Origin of the sequence: Fictibacillus sp. 18YEL24 (assembly GCF_015903855.1) — a bacterium.
In the GTDB taxonomy this organism is placed as follows: Bacteria; Bacillota; Bacilli; order Bacillales; family Fictibacillaceae; genus Fictibacillus; species Fictibacillus phosphorivorans_C.
Map to the genome: position 1 here is coordinate 785706 of NZ_JACZDT010000002.1, position 17422 is coordinate 803127.

Genomic DNA, 17422 nt, shown 5'->3' on the forward strand with positions numbered 1-17422 from the left:
TGTTGTGTGAAGGGAGTGGGGGATAGCGAGTATGAGGCTTAGGGGCTAGTGACAAACAGCGAAATTTGTCGAGGATTGCAGACTCGTGGATAAACAGCCAAAACTCGTGGATAAATAGCCAAAACTTCTGGATTGAATGCAGAAACTTCTGGATTCAATCCAAAACTTTTGGATTCAGCACCAAAACTACTGGATTGAATAGTCCTTATGTGCCATGCCACTTTGTTTTGACAGCTAACAAACTCCATTACTAGAAGTCTTTCCAAAAAAAATCTATTCCTTTTGTCGAAAAATGTCTTTATAATAAAAATGTTCCTTTTTTAAATTTTAAAAATATTGAAAGCGTTTTTACAACAAGAAAAGGCAGGAGGAAAACTGAATATGGATTATGGAGTTATTTTTTCAATTAGTGTGTACATGATCGGGATGGTGCTGATCGGGCTTTATGCGTACCGAAAGACCGATAACCTTACCGATTACATGCTTGGCGGAAGAAATCTTGGACCAGCTGTTACTGCACTAAGTGCGGGTGCATCAGATATGAGTGGATGGCTGTTGATGGGTCTTCCGGGTGCAATGTACGTATCTGGTTTAAGTGCTGGATGGATCGTGATTGGACTTTGTGCAGGAGCGTATCTGAACTGGCTCTTTGTAGCACCGCGTTTACGAACGTATACGGAAGTAGCGAACAACTCGATTACGATTCCAGATTATTTTGAGAACCGATTCAAAGATACTTCTCGCATACTGCGTATTACGTCAGCGTTAGTTATCGTGATATTCTTTACATTCTATTCATCATCAGGAATGGTTGCGGGCGGACAATTATTCGAGACAGCATTCGGTCTGAATTACATGTGGGGAATCTTGCTTACAGCTGGAGTAGTTATTATCTATACTTTATTCGGCGGTTTCTTAGCGGTAAGTTATACAGATTTCGTACAAGGAGCGATCATGTTTGTAGCGTTGATCCTTGTACCATTCGTTGCGATTCTAAAAGTTGGCGGATGGGATGCTTCGTTTAACGAGATCGAAAGCATCAGTCCGACTCTGCTTGATGCCTTTACGGGAACAAGCTTGATCGGTATCATCTCCTTATTAGCATGGGGATTAGGATACTTCGGCCAGCCGCATATCATTGTTCGTTTTATGGCGATCTCGTCTGTAAAAGAGATGAAGAGCGCAAGAAGAATCGGGATGGGTTGGATGGTCTTCTCGATCGTTGGAGCGATGTTCACAGGTCTTGTGGGGATTGCTTATTTCAACCAAGCAGGTGCTCCTTTAGGGGAAGCAAAAGCTGAAACGGTATTTATCTTATTATCTGAAGTATTGTTCCACCCGATCATTACGGGATTCTTGCTTGCTGCGATCTTAGCGGCAGTTATGAGTACAATCTCCTCTCAATTGCTCGTAACATCTAGTGCTTTAACAGAAGACTTTTACAAAGCATTCGTAAAACGTTCTGCATCTGATAAGGAACTCGTGTTAGTAGGGCGTTTGGCAGTTTTAGCTGTAGCCGTTATTGCATTTGTGATGGCTCTTAATCCAAGTGAAACGATCCTAAATCTTGTAGGTTATGCTTGGGCGGGGTTTGGTGCAGCATTCGGTCCGGTAGTATTGCTGAGTCTATATTGGAAGAGAATGACGAAATGGTCTGCTTTTGCGGGTATCGTTGTAGGAGCTGTTACTGTTATCGTTTGGGAACTCATCCCGGCTATGGCTGATGTATATGAGATCATTCCTGGATTCATTGCATGTACACTAACGATCGTAGTAGTTAGCTTAATGACAAAAGAACCAAGTGCAAGTATTCAAGAAGAGTTTGAAGAAACGAAAAGATTAGTAAGTTAATAGTGAGGATATGGACTGACCAAATAGCGGATTTAATTGCTGATTTGGTCAGTTTTTTCTTAGAATAAAGTTACTGATAGGGGAGGACTGTAGAATGGAATTCATGATTCTTGAAGGAATGCCAGAAGAGGATCTATTGAAGCGAATCCTTCAGCTACATGAAAAAATCTTTGGTGCATCAAATGACGATCTCCTTTTTAATATGAAATTGAAGAATAAACTAACAATCGTTACAGCTATTCATCATTCAAAGGTAGTTGGCTATAAAATGGGCTATGAAATCGATCATAACACTTATTATAGTTGGCTAGGCGGAGTCGACCCTGTTTATAGGGGGCAAGGAGTAGCTTCGAAGTTAATGAAACAACAGCATGAGTATCTGAAAATGAAAGGGTATTCTGTTGTTCGAACCAAAACGATGAATAAGTGGCGCCACATGTTGCTTTTAAATATTAAAAATGGGTTTGATGTGAAGGAAACGTATACGAATAAGAATGGGTTACATAAAATTGTACTCGAAAAAAAGTTATGTGATTAAACAATTGTTTAAAAAGAATTCACTCTTGATAGCAGCCTCCGCATATGATGGTATAAGCGGGGTGACGGATATGAGGATAAAAGATAGAGTGAAGCTTTGGTTCTTAGGATCGCTTTATCCGGAAAATTCATTACAACCGATTGACAGCACAGAGCAGTTTGTTCGTGAACTAAATAAGGGCTGCCCGGTAATCTTTACGTTAAGAGATGTTTACGGATTGATTCTATACGATAAAAAAGAACAGCTCGGAACACTGTATATAAAAGATGTGTTCGGAATCACAGAAGACTATAGAAACTATTATTCAATACTTGAGTTGCTCTCGTTTTATAGTGAGCATGTTAGGGAAGGAATTTTATTCTATGCAGAGAATAATTAAAGAATCATATACTGTTGGACACCTCATTACTTGAGGTGTTGTTTTATTACATCCATAGAAAGTGAGTCATCGTTATATGCCGATTATTATACATCGAGAATTTGTACGTGCTCCTGCAGAAGTCTGCTTTGATCTTGCTCGAAACGTAGAAATACATACTGAAACGACCTCTCATACAAGAGAAAGAGCGGTCGACGGAGTAACGTCAGGTTATATGGAAAAGGGCGATTATGTAACGTGGGAAGCCGTTCATCTTGGCGTAAAACAAAAGCTGACTGCAAAAATTATTGAGATGGAGAGGCCGCATATGTTTGTAGATGTGATGGTGAAAGGTGCTTTCCATTCATTCGTACATACCCATACGTTCGAACCGAAGAAGAACGGCACCATTATGGTAGATCATTTTCATTATAGATCTCCGTTTGGCGTGATTGGAAGATTAGCTGATTGGTTGTTCCTAGAGAAGTACATGACGAATTTTCTAGTAGGACGGGCAAGAGCGCTAAAAGAGATCGCAGAAAATACGCAACACACATAAAGGTAGAAAGCGGTGATCAGTGATGAAGATAGGAATGGTACGTCATTTCAAAGTCAAAAGAGGCTATCCGACTGAAAAATGGATCACGCCCTCTGAATTTGATCAGTGGTTGAAAGAATACGAAGCGTCTGATGTAGAAGAAACAGACGTTGACCTAGGCGGAATCAATTGGAACACCTGCTATTCGAGCACCGTTCGTCGTGCAGAATATACAGCAGGTAAGATTTACAGAGGTGAACTGATCAGAACGGATGATCTTCGTGAGATTCCTGTCTATCCATTTTTTAAAAGAGACATTAAGATTCCGATGATTCTATATCCTCTTTGCATCCGAACAGCATGGTTCTTTAACCACAAATCACAGCTTGAGCGTAGAACGGATGTAGAAATGCGTGTGTCAAAGATCGTTGACCGCATATTAGAAGAAAACAAAGAAAATGCATTGATCGTAAGTCATGGTGGACTCATGATGTTTATGAGAAAAGAATTGATCCGTAGAGGATTTAAGGGACCAAGATTAGGCAGACCCGAAAACGCGAAGCTCTATTTGTTTGAGAAGATCTAGGTGAGGCTGTCGAGGTGTGTCGAAAATCGGATAAATAATTTTATCCGTGAAATTATGTATGCTATCCGTGAATATAATGTTCATTACCGTGAATAAAAAAGAGATTACCGTGAAATTGTGCACTTTTACATCTATGTATCGAAAGAAAACTGGCTGATACCCCACACGAACAGGGAATGTAGCCAGTTTTCTTTCGTAGAACCTTCATTTATTGAGCATTCTTATAAAATTCTTCCATCATATCGTAGCTCATCGGACCAATATGTTTTTGCTCGATGATTCCCTTTTTATTAATAATAAAAGTAGTCGGAATCGTGACCGTTTTGTACGTATTTCCGACTTTACCGTCTGGATCTAATAGAACGGGGAAGTTCAGCTTGTACGCTTGCGCAAACTTTTTTACTTCCTTCTCGGAATCACTGTCTGTTAAGTTTACAGCTAAGATTTCTACTTTCTTAGAGGAGTGGTCTCTATAGAAACGTACCATTTCCGGCATTTCCGCACGACAAGGTGGACACCATGTAGCCCACAGGTTTACGAATACGACCTTACCTTTAAGATCTGATAGCTTTACGGTTTCGCCTTCGATCGTTTTTAATTCAAAATTCGGTGCACGGTCCCCTTTTTTGATACCGTAGGATGCTGCTTCTACGGCTTCTTCACTTGATTTCTGTCCACTGAGCGGGGAATTTGTTAGAACGGAAAAGAAGAGTGCAGTGACTAACATAGACAGAACGGTTTTTCTGATCTCAAACGAACCTTTCGTATATAAGTAAAGGGACAAGATAGAAAAGAACAAGGAGACCAAACCGTCAGCTAAGAGTGTAGTCGACGCAAAATGCGCACCATAATAAGCAGCGAAGTATAAAGTTAACCCTAATATACCGATATAAAATACCCTGCTTCTATCAAGCTCACGCTTACTCGCGGCCCCAAGAATATAAAGAATTGAACCGATGATTCCTAGAACGATTCCTGTTTCTCCTCCATTAAAATACAAGATACTCGACGGGTGTTCAATGATCAGTAGGGGATGTAGAACAGCATAACTGAACTTCCAAACCAATAGAAATATTCCAACCGCATTACTCAATACGTCTAACAGCTGCTTTTTATCAGTTTCTTCTCTTACCTTTACGTACAATATGCCATACGCGATTAATGCAGATCCTACAATTGCTAGCCAAACCATCTTTACAGAAAAAGATCCGATCGTTATATAATCCTCCATCGTAACACCCACCTTAAACTTGTCCTCTATTCTAAACTTTATCAAACTTTAGCCTTTTTTATTCCTAATTTGCTTGTTTCATATAAAAAACCAGTGAAGGGTTCCTCCCTGCACTGGTCCTATACTACATTTCTTTTTTACATACTTCTTTGGCTTTTGAATTTTTTTATTTCTTTGACTGGTGATTGTAATGTAAGGTGCGTGCCTACCACTTGAAATACATCTCGTAAGGCATGCGACGAGGAAGCTTAATCCGGTAGCCTTAACTTTTAGACGCAGAAACAAGGATCCTCTAATGTCGAGCAGTCCAAGAAGTTAATTTGGCTCACCGCCTGCCCCGCGGAAAGCGAGCAACCTGGAATGAAAATCAACTGCTTTCAAAAGCAACAATGAATACTAAACAGCCTTTATAAAAGATAAAACCCAACTCCCATGATCAAGTAAGCTGCAAGGAGGGTAAGCCCTTCAAACCAGTTCGTATCGCCATCACTTGTTAACGAGATGGTTAAAAATACAGCGAGTACCATCGCGACAAGTTCAGGAAGAGTAAAGACGAGTGCCATCGATTTTTCAAAAAATAACGAAACCAATACTAGTAGTGGAGCGACAAACATCGCGATCTGAAGTGTTGAGCCGATTGCGATCTCTACAGCAACATTCATTTTGTTCTTATATGCCATGATGATTGCTGAAGCATGTTCAGCCGCGTTTCCGACGATTGCAACGATGATGATTCCGATGAACACTTCACTCCAGCCGAGTGTTCTTCCTACTTCTTCAAAAGTATGAACGAGCTTTTCAGAAACATAAGCAACAGCAAGAGTAGCTAGAGCAAGGACAATTAGAGCTTTCCACTTACTCCATTCTGCTGTTTCATCTCCATGAGCCACATCATGTTCGGATTGATACACACCGCGGTGAGTAACGAGCTTGAACAAAAGTGCAGCCACGTAAAGAACAATCATGATTACAGATACCCATACACTTAAGGTGAGTGAATCGGCGTCGTTCAGTTTATAAGAAAAGACCTCAGGGAAAACAAAAGCGACTACAACAGCGAAAATCAGCAGCCCCGCGTTATGGCGTGCATCATAAACGTTGAATTTTTGCTGTTTATACTTTAAACCACCTATGAAGAAAGACAAGCCTCCGACTAGTAAAAGATTTCCGAGTACAGAACCAGTCAAAGACGCTAATACTACACTTATCAAACCTGCTTTTAGTGCAAAGATTGAAATGATGAGCTCGACCGCATTACCAAAAGTGGCGTTGAGCAAACCGCCGATTCTTGGACCTGCAATGATAGCTAAGCTTTCCGTGGCGCGTCCCATATAACCGGCTAGTGCGATGATCGTTGCACAATAGATTACAAAAAGTAAAACAGCAGGCCAATGTAAGATGCTGCCGATAACGGATAGCGGTACGCCGATGATGATGGCAATAAAAAAGATGCGATTAAACAAGACGCATTCCATCCCTTCTATGTATTTTATTTTTACATACTATTCCCTGAAATCTGTTTTCTTAACTCTGAATAAGGAAACAAGATTTTGTGTGAATTGGTTGACAGTTTCGACAAGGACGTGTAGACTAACTACTAAATCTTTATCATGGTAGTATGTTAGCGAACTAAAGTGTCGTGTTGAAATTTTGGTTTCTCACCAAGCTTTATTCAAAAAAACAAAAATTAATCTATTCATTTCATAAATAAAGGATGAAAGATCATGTCAAAACCGTTTGTTTTTGAAAAACCAGCAGGTATGCGCGATACACTTCCTGCCTTTTATCAGAATAATGAAGATATAAAAAATAGAATTAAACAAGAGATGGAGTCTTGGGGTTATCAATTCATTCAGACTCCTACTTTGGAATATCACGATACAGTCGGTGAAGCTTCGGCAATCTTAGATCAACAACTGTTCAAGCTGCTTGATATGGAAGGAAAAACATTGGTTTTGCGACCAGATATGACTGCCCCGATCGCAAGGGTCGTGTCATCAAGCATGAAGCAGGTAGCTTACCCGCTTCGCCTAGCATACAGTTCTCCCGTTTTCAGAGCGCAACAGCGAGAAGGGGGCCGGCCGGCTGAATTCGAACAAGTGGGTATCGAATTGATTGGTGAAGGTACAGCAAGCGCTGAAGCTGAAGCCCTAGCTCTTATGTCTGAAGTGTTCAAAAAGAGCGAGATTGCTTCATTTACTGTGGCTGTCGGACATATCGGATTTGTGCAAGAACTTCTTTCTGAAATTTTAGGAAATGATGACCGAGCAGCGGATCTGTTGCGTTATTTAAACGAAAAAAATTATGTGGGTTACACATCACATGTGAAAAAGCTGCCTCTTTCTTCTATTGATACACAGCGATTATTGAAATTGTTGGATTTAAGAGGCGGGATTGAAGTACTCGAAGAAGCATCTTCATTAAACCCGAACAGAAGAGGACAGCAGACCTTGCAAGAATTAAAAAATCTGTACGATCTCTTAGAAGATTACGATGCGGCACAAAACATTGTCTTTGATTTTACGTTGTTCAGTCATATGAGTTATTACACCGGAATTGTGTTTGAAGGGTACGGTGCAGGTATCGGGGCGCCGATCGCAAGCGGAGGACGTTATGACGATCTGCTCAGTCGTTTTGATCGAAAAGCACCCGCTATTGGTTTTGCGATTCGAATGGACTATTTTGTAGAAGCGTTAGGAAAGAAAAAGGATGATACAAAGAGACAATGCATTCTGTACACGAATGAGAGAAGAAAAGAAGCGCTAAAGCTGGCAAGAAACATGCGCAGTGAAGGCAAGCGTGTAGTGATGCAGAATCTATCCGGAGTAAAAAATGTGGATGAATTCAGCAAACGATTTGATGATGTTCTTTATTTAATCGGAACAAAGCAAGGAGAGGACTTTTCATGAGTACGGTCTTAACGATGGCAATGCCTAAAGGGCGAATATTTGAAGAAGCAGTCGATCTTCTTAGACAAGCTGGATATCCGCTGCCTCCAGAGTTTGATGAATCAAGAAAATTAATCATCGATGCACCAGAAGCGGGTCTTCGGTTTATTCTGGCAAAACCGATGGATGTTCCGACTTATGTGGAGCATGGAGTAGCTGATATTGGAATCGCGGGAAAAGATGTGATGCTTGAAGAAGAGCGTGATGTTTACGAAGTCCTTGACCTGAAAATCTCAGAATGCTATCTCGCAGTTGCAGGACTTCCGAACGGACATGATCAGAGAGTTGCACCAAAGATTGCTTCAAAATATCCGAATGTTGCATCTCATTATTTTAGAGAGCAGGGTCAACAAGTAGAAGTGATCAAATTAAACGGATCGATCGAACTTGCTCCACTCATTGGGCTAGCCGATCGAATCGTTGATATCGTTTCGACGGGGAGGACGTTAAAAGAAAACGGTCTGGTTGAACTTGAGAAAATAGCTGAAATTACATCGAGATTGATCGTGAATCCCGCTAGCTACAGACTTCATGCTGCACGCATCAACGATCTGGTTGAGCGACTTCGAACACTTGTTGAGAGCAAGGAGGAAGGTCAATGAAGATACAACCTGTAACGGAACTGAAAACCTTAGTGAGAAGTGTTGAACAAAACACGGAGAAGCAGAGAAAAGCAGTTCTTGATATTTTACAAAATGTAAAAACAAAGGGTGATGAAGCCCTTTTTGAATATACGGAGACATTTGATGGTGTATCTCTTTCAACTCTAGAAGTAACAATGAACGAAATAGATGAAGCGATCTCTTCACTTGATCCTAAATTGATAGATATTATTTCAGAAGCAGCAGACAACATTCGTGAATATCACGAAAAGCAAAGACGACAATCATGGTTCTTCACCCGTGAAGACGGAACATTATTAGGTCAAAAAGTAACACCTCTTGATTCAGTCGGTGTTTACGTTCCAGGAGGAACAGCTGCTTACCCGTCATCTGTGTTGATGGGCGTCATACCAGCCGTTGTTGCTGGCGTAGAGGAGATCGTCCTAGTGTCACCGCCAGGAAAAGATGGAAAACTTCCATCTGCTGTATTGGCGGCCGCTTCAATTGCCGGAGTCAAACGGATGTTTAAAATCGGTGGCGCACAGGCGATCGGCGCACTTGCATATGGAACGGAATCGGTTCCCAAAACGGACAAAATCGTTGGTCCGGGTAACATATTCGTTGCGCTCGCAAAACGCGAAGTTTTTGGTGTATGTGACATTGATATGATCGCAGGTCCAAGTGAAATCGCCGTTCTTGCGGATGAAACAGCAAACGCTCGTTACATTGCGGCAGACCTTTTATCACAAGCCGAACATGATCCCCGATCAGCAGCGGTATTGGTTACAACTTCAAAAGTGTTAGCAGAAGAAGTTGCAACGGAAGTAGAGTCACAACTATCTGAGCTCCCAAGAAAAGATATCGCGACAGAAGCGATTCGAGATCATGGAAGCATATATATCGTGAATTCGCTTGAAGAAGGTGCAGATGTGATCAACCAGATCGCACCCGAACACCTTGAGATCATGACGAAAGATCCGATGAGTCTTCTCGGAAAAATAAAACACGCAGGTGCGATTTTTCTTGGAGAATACAGCTCAGAGCCTGTTGGGGATTATTTTGCAGGAAGCAATCATGTTCTTCCGACAAGTGGGACAGCGCGTTTTTCAAGTCCGCTTAACGTAGATGATTTTACGAAAAAATCAAGTGTGATTCGATATAGTGAACAAGCACTAAAAGAAAACGGAGAGAAAATATCAGCATTTGCTCGCCTAGAGGGACTTGAAGCACATGCGAGAGCAATTGATGTTCGACTGGAGGATAAATAGATGGAAAATCAAGTGCGACAACATACGATCGAAAGAAATACTAAAGAGACACAGATCACTTTATCTCTAAATATTGATGGAGAAGGACAAGCAGATATTCAAACGCCTGTCCCATTCTTAAACCACATGCTAGACGCGATCGCACGTCACGGGCATTTCGATCTCTCGGTAAACGCTGCGGGAGATGTGGAAATCGATGACCATCACACAACAGAAGACGTTGGCATCTGCCTTGGCCAAGCGATTCAGGGAGCTTTATGTGACAAGCGAGGAATCAAGCGATACGGCAATGCGTTCGTACCGATGGATGAGACGCTCGCTCAAGTCGTGATCGATCTTTCCAATCGTCCTCATCTTGAATTTCGTGCAGAATTCCCAAGTCAAAAAGTAGGAACGTTTGATACAGAACTCGTACATGAATTCTTCTGGAAGCTTGCGTTGGAAGCGAGAATGAACCTTCATGTAATCGTTCATTATGGCACGAACACACACCATATTATAGAAGCTATTTTTAAAGCTTTTACAAAAGCGCTTGATGAAGCTACACAGATAGACCCTCGTGTAAAAGGAGTGCCTTCTACGAAAGGAATGTTATAAAAATGATCGGAATCATTGACTACGGAATGGGCAATCTGCACTCTGTCTGTTCTGCATTAAAAAGAATCAATCAGCCCTATATTCTTTCAGGAAATATAGAAGAACTTCAAAAAACGGATGGGCTTTTACTACCGGGAGTTGGTTCTTTTAAAGATGCGATGACGGAGTTAGAGAAGACGGGTCTCGCTGATTTTATAAAAAAAGAAGCTCAGAGCGGTAAGCCTTTAATGGGCATCTGTCTAGGCATGCAGCTCCTTTTTGAAGGAAGCAGCGAGAACGGAATAACGAAAGGACTTGGACTACTTCCTGGTAGAGTAGAGAGATTTACAGGCACAACAAGGGACGGACGCTCCTATAAAGTGCCTCACATGGGCTGGAACGATCTAAACTTTTTGCAGAGTGATCAGCCGTTAATAAAAGGTATCGACGAAGGACATGTTTATTTTGTCCATTCCTTTGTTGTACAGACTGAAAATAAAGAGGTGCTTGCCGCGGTCGCACAATACGAAGACGTTGAAGTTCCAGCTGTAGTTGGAAGCGGTAAAATTATGGGGACCCAGTTTCACCCTGAAAAAAGTTCGGTGACTGGCATGAGCATGCTGCAAAACTTTTGCCGTTTTGTTGAGGAGGGAAAACAAAGATGAATGAATTTGTATTGTATCCGGCGATCGACATGCGTAATGGAAAATGCGTTAGGTTGATGCAAGGTGATTATGACCAAGAAACGATCTATGGAGATTCTCCTTTTGATATGGCAAAACAGTTTGCAGATCAAGGTGCAGAATGGATTCACATGGTAGATCTTGATGGCGCGAAAGATGGGAAGAAGATCAATCACGAGCACGTATTAAGAGTTGCAAAAGAACTATCTGCAAAGGTCCAGATCGGTGGAGGTATCCGTTCGATGGAAGACGTTTCATTTTATCTAGACGCTGGTATTGATCGTGTGATCTTAGGAAGTGCCGCCGTTTCGAATCCAGAGTTTGTTCGAGAAGCGTTACAGCGATACGGTGGATCAAGAGTGGCGATCGGACTTGATGCTCGTGATGGTTTTGTAGCAACTGAAGGATGGCTCGAAACGTCACATATTAAAGCTGTTGATCTAGCGAAAAGATTAGTAGAAGAAGGTGCAGAGACGTTTATTTTCACTGACATCTCAAAAGACGGTATGCTGCAGGGACCAAACGTTGAAGCAATTGGAGAATTAGCGAGTGTCACTGGAAAAGAAGTGATTGCCTCTGGTGGTGTAAGCTCGATCGATGATCTTGTTCTTTTAAAAGCAGATGAACGTAACATCGCTGGTGCGATCATAGGAAAAGCTCTTTATACAGATCGATTCACTCTGCCAGAAGCGTTAGGAAGTGTGAAATAATGCTTACAAAAAGAATTATTCCATGTCTGGACGTTAAGGAAGGAAGAGTGGTTAAAGGCATTCAGTTTCTGAACTTAGTTGATGCCGGTGACCCTGTTGAACTGGCACGATTTTATGATGAAGAAGGAGCAGACGAGCTCGTGTTTCTTGATATCTCTGCTAGTCACGAAGGGCGGGACACGATGATCGAAGTCGTCGAACGAGTAGCAGCAGAACTCGCGATACCTTTTACTGTTGGTGGCGGTATCAATAAACTCCAAGATATGAAACGTGTATTACGCGCTGGAGCTGACAAAGTTTCTGTAAATACTGCAGCGGTTTTACGACCAGAATTAATCACAGAAGGATCGGATTATTTTGGCGCTCAATGCATCGTAGTGGCGATCGATGCAAAGTATGACGAAGAGTTAAAATCATGGCGCGTGTATACGCATGGAGGTCGCAAGCCCACTCAATGGGAAGTCACTGAATGGGCGCGAGAGGCAGTAAATCGGGGTGCTGGAGAAATTCTGTTGACCAGTATGGATAAAGATGGAGAAAAGTCTGGATTTAATCTGGAGCTAACGAAAGCAGTCAGTGAGGCAGTAACCGTTCCTGTTATCGCGTCAGGCGGTGCAGGGTCGTCAGAGCATTTTAATGATGCATTCACGATTGGAAAAGCGGACGCGGCACTTGCTGCAAGTATTTTTCATTATAAAGAAACATCGATCACAGAGGTAAAAGCAGATTTGCGAAAGTTAGGGGTGCCTGTTCGATGAATTTAGAAAAACTGAAATTTGATGATAAAGGACTGATTCCTGCTGTAGTCCAGGATGTTCAATCAAAAGAGATACTAACGGTCGCATTTATGAACCGAGAATCGCTCGAAAAAACGATCGAAATTGGTGAAACGGTATTCTTTTCAAGATCACGTCAAGAATTATGGCACAAAGGTGAAACTTCCGGAAATACACAAAAAGTTAGGAGTATCCGCTATGATTGTGATCAAGATGCTTTGGTCGTACTTGTAGAGCCAAAAGGTCCAGCTTGTCACACGGGCACATATAGCTGCTTTTCAGAAAAGCTTTTTGAGGTGGATGAGAGAGTTGATGCACCAAATCCGGATCGTTATAGAATTCTGACAGAACTGCAAGAGATTATCGCGAAACGCGAACATGAGATGCCAGAAGGAGCTTACACAACCTATCTTTTTGAACATGGAGTCGATAAGATTCTGAAGAAAGTTGGAGAAGAAGCTGGCGAAGTGATCATCGCTGCAAAAAATCGTGATGCGGAAGAACTGAAATGGGAAGTTTCTGATCTTTTCTATCATGTTTTAGTACTGCTGCAGGAGCAAAAGGTACCTTTAGACGAGATTTTAGCTACACTGAAAGAAAGACATACGAAAAATGACAACTGAGATGGTCATCTCGGTTGTTTTTTTGTATTTTCCTTTCATTAGAGGGGTTTTATGAGCGATTGCAGAGATTTATGAGCGATTGCAGAGATTTATGAGCGATTGCAGAGATTTATGAGCGATTGCAGAGATTTATGAGCGATTGCAGAGTTTTATGAGCGATTCCAATAATTTCTGAGCAATTCCCAGAAATCTCGGATCAATTACCGAGTTACGAGCGAATAGAAATCTTTGATAATCCCTACACCAAGAGTTTCGGAAAATTTTTCGCATAACACTCAAACTTCGGACCCCATGACTCATACATCTTGTCACGCTTTAATCATTTTTTGTCGAAAGTTTCCTGCACATTATTTACAGTCTAAGGGGTGTTAGTCTTTTTAGCCTGTGTTATAATTTTTTGGTTGAAAACTTTGTAAACGGAACGATATAGAAGTATATAAGTTTACATAAGTAGATGGAGGAACCAAATATGCATAAACAAAAACGGGCCAGTGCAGCTAGCGGCCGTGTTCTTCCCTTTATCCAAGATGGGGATTACTTTTTTGAAAAAGGAATAAAAGCCTATAACAGGCGTGATCTATATACAGCAAAAAAAATGTTTGAACGGGCCGTTACTTTCCAGCCGGAAGAGCCCTCTTTTTTATGTCAGCTTGCTTCTACGCTCGCTGAGATCGGTGAATATGAAGAATCCAATAAGTACTTGCTGAATGCTCTCGAACAGTCTGGTTCAGACCTTTCAGAGTGTCATTTCTTTCTTGCGAATAATTATGCGCACTTAGGCATGTATATTGATGCCGAAGAACATGCTCGTTTATATATAGCAATTGATCCTGATGGTGAATTTGTGGAAGATACACAAGAACTGTTAGATCTTATCTCATTGGAAACAGGAAGCAAGTCTTCCAGTCTGCCACTTTCGACAGAAGAAGAGCTGATCAAGCTTCATGATGAAGCAAGGCAGTCGATCGAGCGAGGAGATCTACCACTTGCACAGCAACAGTTAAGAGAGATCATTTCCAATCACCCTAAGTTTTGGGCGGCGTATAATAACTTAGCACTCACTCATTTTTATAAGAGCGAGTTTGATGAAGCGATGGATGTTCTTCAAGATGTCTTGGATAAGAATCCTGGTAACTTAAATGCATTATGCAATCTTGCTATTTTTCTGTTCCATTTAGGGATGGATGAACCTGGTGCTAAGCTTGTTGAGCGATTAAAAACCGTGCATCCGATGCATCCTGAACATCGTTATAAGTTGGGGAATACATTCGGTTTATTAGAAGAGCATTTGTATGCGAATAAATGGCTTCAGTCTCTTAGAAAATCGTCATTTGTATACGATCCCGTGACCACACATATGCTGGCGGTGTCGTACTTTGCACTTGGACAAAAGGACCTTTCAATTAAAACTTGGAAAAAGGTGATCGATCTTGATCCTGAAGGTCACGTGGCTCCTTTTTATATGGAAAAGGCGCAGAACGATGAGCTGACAATAACAGGCGGGGATTATCAATATCGCATTCCAACTAACAATCAGAACAAACCAAAAAAAGATCGCCAAGTGAAAGCGATGGAACATATCCAACAGGTTCGTAAAGGACTGGAAAAAAACAAAATTACGCATTTAATTCTTCTCAGAGGGAATAAAAATGAAGAGGCTTATGAGACGCTTCGTGATTTTTGTCTTAGAAAAGAAGAGTCGTTACTTGTAAAAGAAATTGCGGCAACGATTATGCTTGAACATCAGCCAGAACGAGCTGTGAAACTTGTTCATGATGACACTTCTGTAGAAGTGGGTACAGCATCTGAGATAATCAGTATGGCACTGGATGTTCTTCTTTCTGTAAAAGAGAGGGGTTCTGCACTTGACGAGCACGTATTGTTTTATTGGGCAGAAGCTATTAAGTTTGCAGAAATGACAGGTGAGCGAATCTTTGATAACCAAAAAGCAATTGCTGCGGCAATCGATCACTTAGCTCGTAAGCAAAAAGGGCGTTCCACCCAAAAAGGGATTGCTGAGCAATACGAAATCACCGTTTCTGTTTTGTCACTACGGATAAAAAAACTTATCGGTTGGGTGAATCGCAACGTTTGAGCAGAATGATGGACTTTACTCCTATGTGCGAATAGGATAGAGATATAGTAAATAAGAATTTCCTTATATAAGGAGTGGGCATTAATGACTGAAGAAAGAATTTATGATGTAGCTATTCTTGGTGCAGGACCAGCTGGTATGACTGCAGCGGTTTATACATCACGCGCGAACTTGGATACGATCATGATTGAAAGAGGTATCCCTGGCGGACAGATGGCTAATACGGAAGATGTAGAAAACTATCCTGGTTTTGATCACATTCTTGGACCAGAACTTTCAAACAAAATGTTTGAGCACGCAAAAAAATTCGGTGCTGAATACGCTTATGGTGATGTAAAAGAAATCGTTGATGGAGAAGAGTACAAGACGATTCATGCCGGTAGCAAAACGTACAAAGCGCGTTCAATCATCATCTCAACAGGTGCTGAATATAAGAAGCTAGGCATTCCAGGAGAAAAAGAATTCTCTGGACGCGGTGTTTCTTATTGTGCGGTTTGTGATGGAGCGTTCTTTAAGAACCGTGAATTAGTCGTTGTCGGCGGTGGTGACTCAGCTGTTGAAGAGGGTGTTTACCTGACTCGTTTCGCTTCTAAAGTAACGATCGTTCATAGACGTGACAAACTTCGTGCACAAAAGATCCTTCAACAACGTGCGTTTGATAACGAAAAGATCGATTTCATCTGGAATCATTCCGTTAAAGAGATTCACGGTGAAAACAACAAAGTGAACAAAGTGACGTTAGTTCATTCTGAAACTGGAGAAGAACAAGACTTCTCAGCAGATGGTGTGTTCATCTATATCGGAATGCTGCCACTTAACGCTGCGTTTAAAGATCTTGGCATCACGAATGAAAATGGCTATGTAGAAACGAACGAACAGATGGAAACTAGAATTCCTGGTATCTTTGCAGCAGGCGATATTCGTGAAAAAACACTTCGTCAAATCGTTACAGCTACAGGTGATGGAAGTATCGCTGCACAAGCGGCTCAGCACTACGTAGAAACTTTAACGGAGAAGTTAAAAAACGTAACTTCCAATTAATGTGATTGTAACAGTGATGAAATAATTGTGGGGTATATTAAAAATAAGAAATTGACCCCCTTTTTATAAAGGCAAGACTTTGACACGGAGCTATGCTTCGTGTCCTTTTTTTGTTTTTTTATAGAGCATGGAAAAGGCTCACACTCGGAAGTTTTTTTTCCCTTATTTGTGTTCTCATCATAGACAAACTGTTTGAAGTGTAGGGTGCGAGACTCCTGCGGGACAGACGGGCAGGTGAGACACTTATACGTGAAACGTACGAATGTGGCTCATCGCCTGCCCCGCGGAAAGCGAGTACCTGGAACGGAAAACAGCTACTTTCAAAAACATCACTGAGATTTCAAACTCATTTAATAGGTTCTTTTTTCACATAATAAGAAAAGTGAAATACCATAAATTAGAATGCTAAAATACGTCAAACCCTTGAGGCCTCTGTATTGTGAGGGGTTACATAATTTAGTATACTAACAAGTAGGACATAGCCCTGAGGTGAAAACAAGTGCAAAGAGTAACAAACTGTGTGTTAATAAGAGATAATCAAGTGCTTTTACTTCAAAAGCCTAGACGGGGCTGGTGGGTAGCACCAGGCGGAAAGATGGAGTCTACCGAATCTATCCGTGATTCTGTAATACGAGAGTACCGTGAAGAAACGGGAATCTATCTGAAGAATCCGCAGCTTAAAGGTGTGTTTAATTTTATTATTAAAGAAGGCGACAAAATCGTTTCAGAGTGGATGATGTTTACCTTTTTTGCAACAGACTCAGAAGGTGTTGCATTAGATGAATGTGAAGAAGGGATTCTTTCTTGGAAGCCGGTTGAAGAAGTTCGTGAACTTCCAATGGCGCCAGGAGACCATCACATTCTTGACTATATGACGAGTGGCAGCAACATGATATTTGGAACATTCACATATACACCTGATTTTGAACTGCTTTCTTATCGTTTAGACCCTGCATAAGATAAGATGGGTCGCATAAAAATGGAACATAGCTAACTGG

The 17422-nt window shown here is 41.4% G+C and carries 18 protein-coding genes; 16 read left to right on the plus strand and 2 right to left on the minus strand.

What is annotated here, in order from left to right:
- The first annotated feature begins 381 nt into the window (after positions 1–381).
- From putP to HU823_RS09240, 5 genes are all read left to right on the plus strand, one after another.
- Positions 382–1851, plus strand: coding sequence for a sodium/proline symporter PutP (putP, locus tag HU823_RS09220; protein ID WP_197221908.1), 1470 nt, complete (start codon positions 382–384; stop codon positions 1849–1851).
- 94 nt (positions 1852–1945) lie between these two features.
- Positions 1946–2389 (plus strand): GNAT family N-acetyltransferase, encoded by a 444-nt coding sequence (locus HU823_RS09225; RefSeq protein WP_197221909.1) that lies wholly within the window; start codon positions 1946–1948, stop codon positions 2387–2389.
- A 70-nt stretch (positions 2390–2459) separates the two neighbouring features.
- Positions 2460–2768, plus strand: coding sequence for a hypothetical protein (locus HU823_RS09230; RefSeq protein WP_197221910.1), 309 nt, complete (start codon positions 2460–2462; stop codon positions 2766–2768).
- A 76-nt stretch (positions 2769–2844) separates the two neighbouring features.
- The gene (locus HU823_RS09235; RefSeq protein WP_197221911.1) at positions 2845–3306 is read left to right on the plus strand and encodes an SRPBCC family protein; all 462 of its coding nucleotides are present in this window, start codon (positions 2845–2847) and stop codon (positions 3304–3306) included.
- A 22-nt stretch (positions 3307–3328) separates the two neighbouring features.
- Positions 3329–3871 carry a histidine phosphatase family protein gene (locus tag HU823_RS09240; protein ID WP_197221912.1) on the plus strand — a complete coding sequence of 181 codons (543 nt, stop codon included), beginning with the start codon at positions 3329–3331 and terminating at the stop codon, positions 3869–3871.
- Between the two features lie 208 nt (positions 3872–4079).
- On the opposite strand, the gene HU823_RS09245 is transcribed toward HU823_RS09240, so the two are convergent.
- Positions 4080–5102, minus strand: coding sequence for a redoxin domain-containing protein (locus HU823_RS09245; protein ID WP_197221913.1), 1023 nt, complete (start codon positions 5100–5102; stop codon positions 4080–4082).
- 407 nt (positions 5103–5509) lie between these two features.
- Positions 5510–6565: a calcium/proton exchanger gene (gene cax, locus HU823_RS09250; RefSeq protein ID WP_197221914.1), complete on the minus strand. Its 1056-nt coding sequence runs from the start codon at positions 6563–6565 to the stop codon at positions 5510–5512.
- A 261-nt stretch (positions 6566–6826) separates the two neighbouring features.
- On the opposite strand from cax, the gene HU823_RS09255 reads away from it, so the two are divergent.
- From HU823_RS09255 to HU823_RS09305, 11 genes are all read left to right on the plus strand, one after another.
- Entirely contained in the window at positions 6827–8011 is a 1185-nt protein-coding gene (locus HU823_RS09255; protein ID WP_197221915.1) for an ATP phosphoribosyltransferase regulatory subunit, read from the plus strand.
- The gene (gene hisG, locus HU823_RS09260; RefSeq protein ID WP_144698076.1) at positions 8008–8652 is read left to right on the plus strand and encodes an ATP phosphoribosyltransferase; all 645 of its coding nucleotides are present in this window, start codon (positions 8008–8010) and stop codon (positions 8650–8652) included. The genes HU823_RS09255 and hisG overlap by 4 nt, the downstream gene beginning before the upstream one ends.
- Entirely contained in the window at positions 8649–9920 is a 1272-nt protein-coding gene (gene hisD, locus HU823_RS09265; protein ID WP_197221916.1) for a histidinol dehydrogenase, read from the plus strand. Before hisG ends, hisD begins: the two co-directional genes overlap by 4 nt.
- A complete protein-coding gene (hisB, locus tag HU823_RS09270; RefSeq protein ID WP_231607350.1) occupies positions 9921–10517 on the plus strand; it encodes an imidazoleglycerol-phosphate dehydratase HisB in 597 nt (198 codons plus the stop codon). It abuts the gene before it with no gap.
- Between the two features lie 2 nt (positions 10518–10519).
- A complete protein-coding gene (gene hisH, locus HU823_RS09275; RefSeq protein WP_197221917.1) occupies positions 10520–11161 on the plus strand; it encodes an imidazole glycerol phosphate synthase subunit HisH in 642 nt (213 codons plus the stop codon).
- Entirely contained in the window at positions 11158–11889 is a 732-nt protein-coding gene (gene hisA, locus HU823_RS09280) for a 1-(5-phosphoribosyl)-5-[(5-phosphoribosylamino)methylideneamino]imidazole-4-carboxamide isomerase (RefSeq protein ID WP_197221918.1), read from the plus strand. Before hisH ends, hisA begins: the two co-directional genes overlap by 4 nt.
- Complete coding sequence (hisF, locus tag HU823_RS09285) at positions 11889–12647, plus strand: imidazole glycerol phosphate synthase subunit HisF (protein WP_197221919.1); 759 nt, start codon at positions 11889–11891, stop codon at positions 12645–12647. Before hisA ends, hisF begins: the two co-directional genes overlap by 1 nt.
- Positions 12644–13288: a bifunctional phosphoribosyl-AMP cyclohydrolase/phosphoribosyl-ATP diphosphatase HisIE gene (gene hisIE / locus HU823_RS09290; RefSeq protein ID WP_197221920.1), complete on the plus strand. Its 645-nt coding sequence runs from the start codon at positions 12644–12646 to the stop codon at positions 13286–13288. Before hisF ends, hisIE begins: the two co-directional genes overlap by 4 nt.
- Before the next feature lie 469 nt (positions 13289–13757).
- Positions 13758–15383 carry a tetratricopeptide repeat protein gene (locus tag HU823_RS09295; protein WP_197221921.1) on the plus strand — a complete coding sequence of 542 codons (1626 nt, stop codon included), beginning with the start codon at positions 13758–13760 and terminating at the stop codon, positions 15381–15383.
- An 84-nt stretch (positions 15384–15467) separates the two neighbouring features.
- A complete protein-coding gene (trxB, locus tag HU823_RS09300) occupies positions 15468–16424 on the plus strand; it encodes a thioredoxin-disulfide reductase (RefSeq protein WP_144698092.1) in 957 nt (318 codons plus the stop codon).
- Positions 16425–16923: 499 nt separating this feature from the next.
- Complete coding sequence (locus tag HU823_RS09305) at positions 16924–17382, plus strand: NUDIX hydrolase (protein ID WP_066397616.1); 459 nt, start codon at positions 16924–16926, stop codon at positions 17380–17382.
- Positions 17383–17422: the final 40 nt, after the last annotated feature.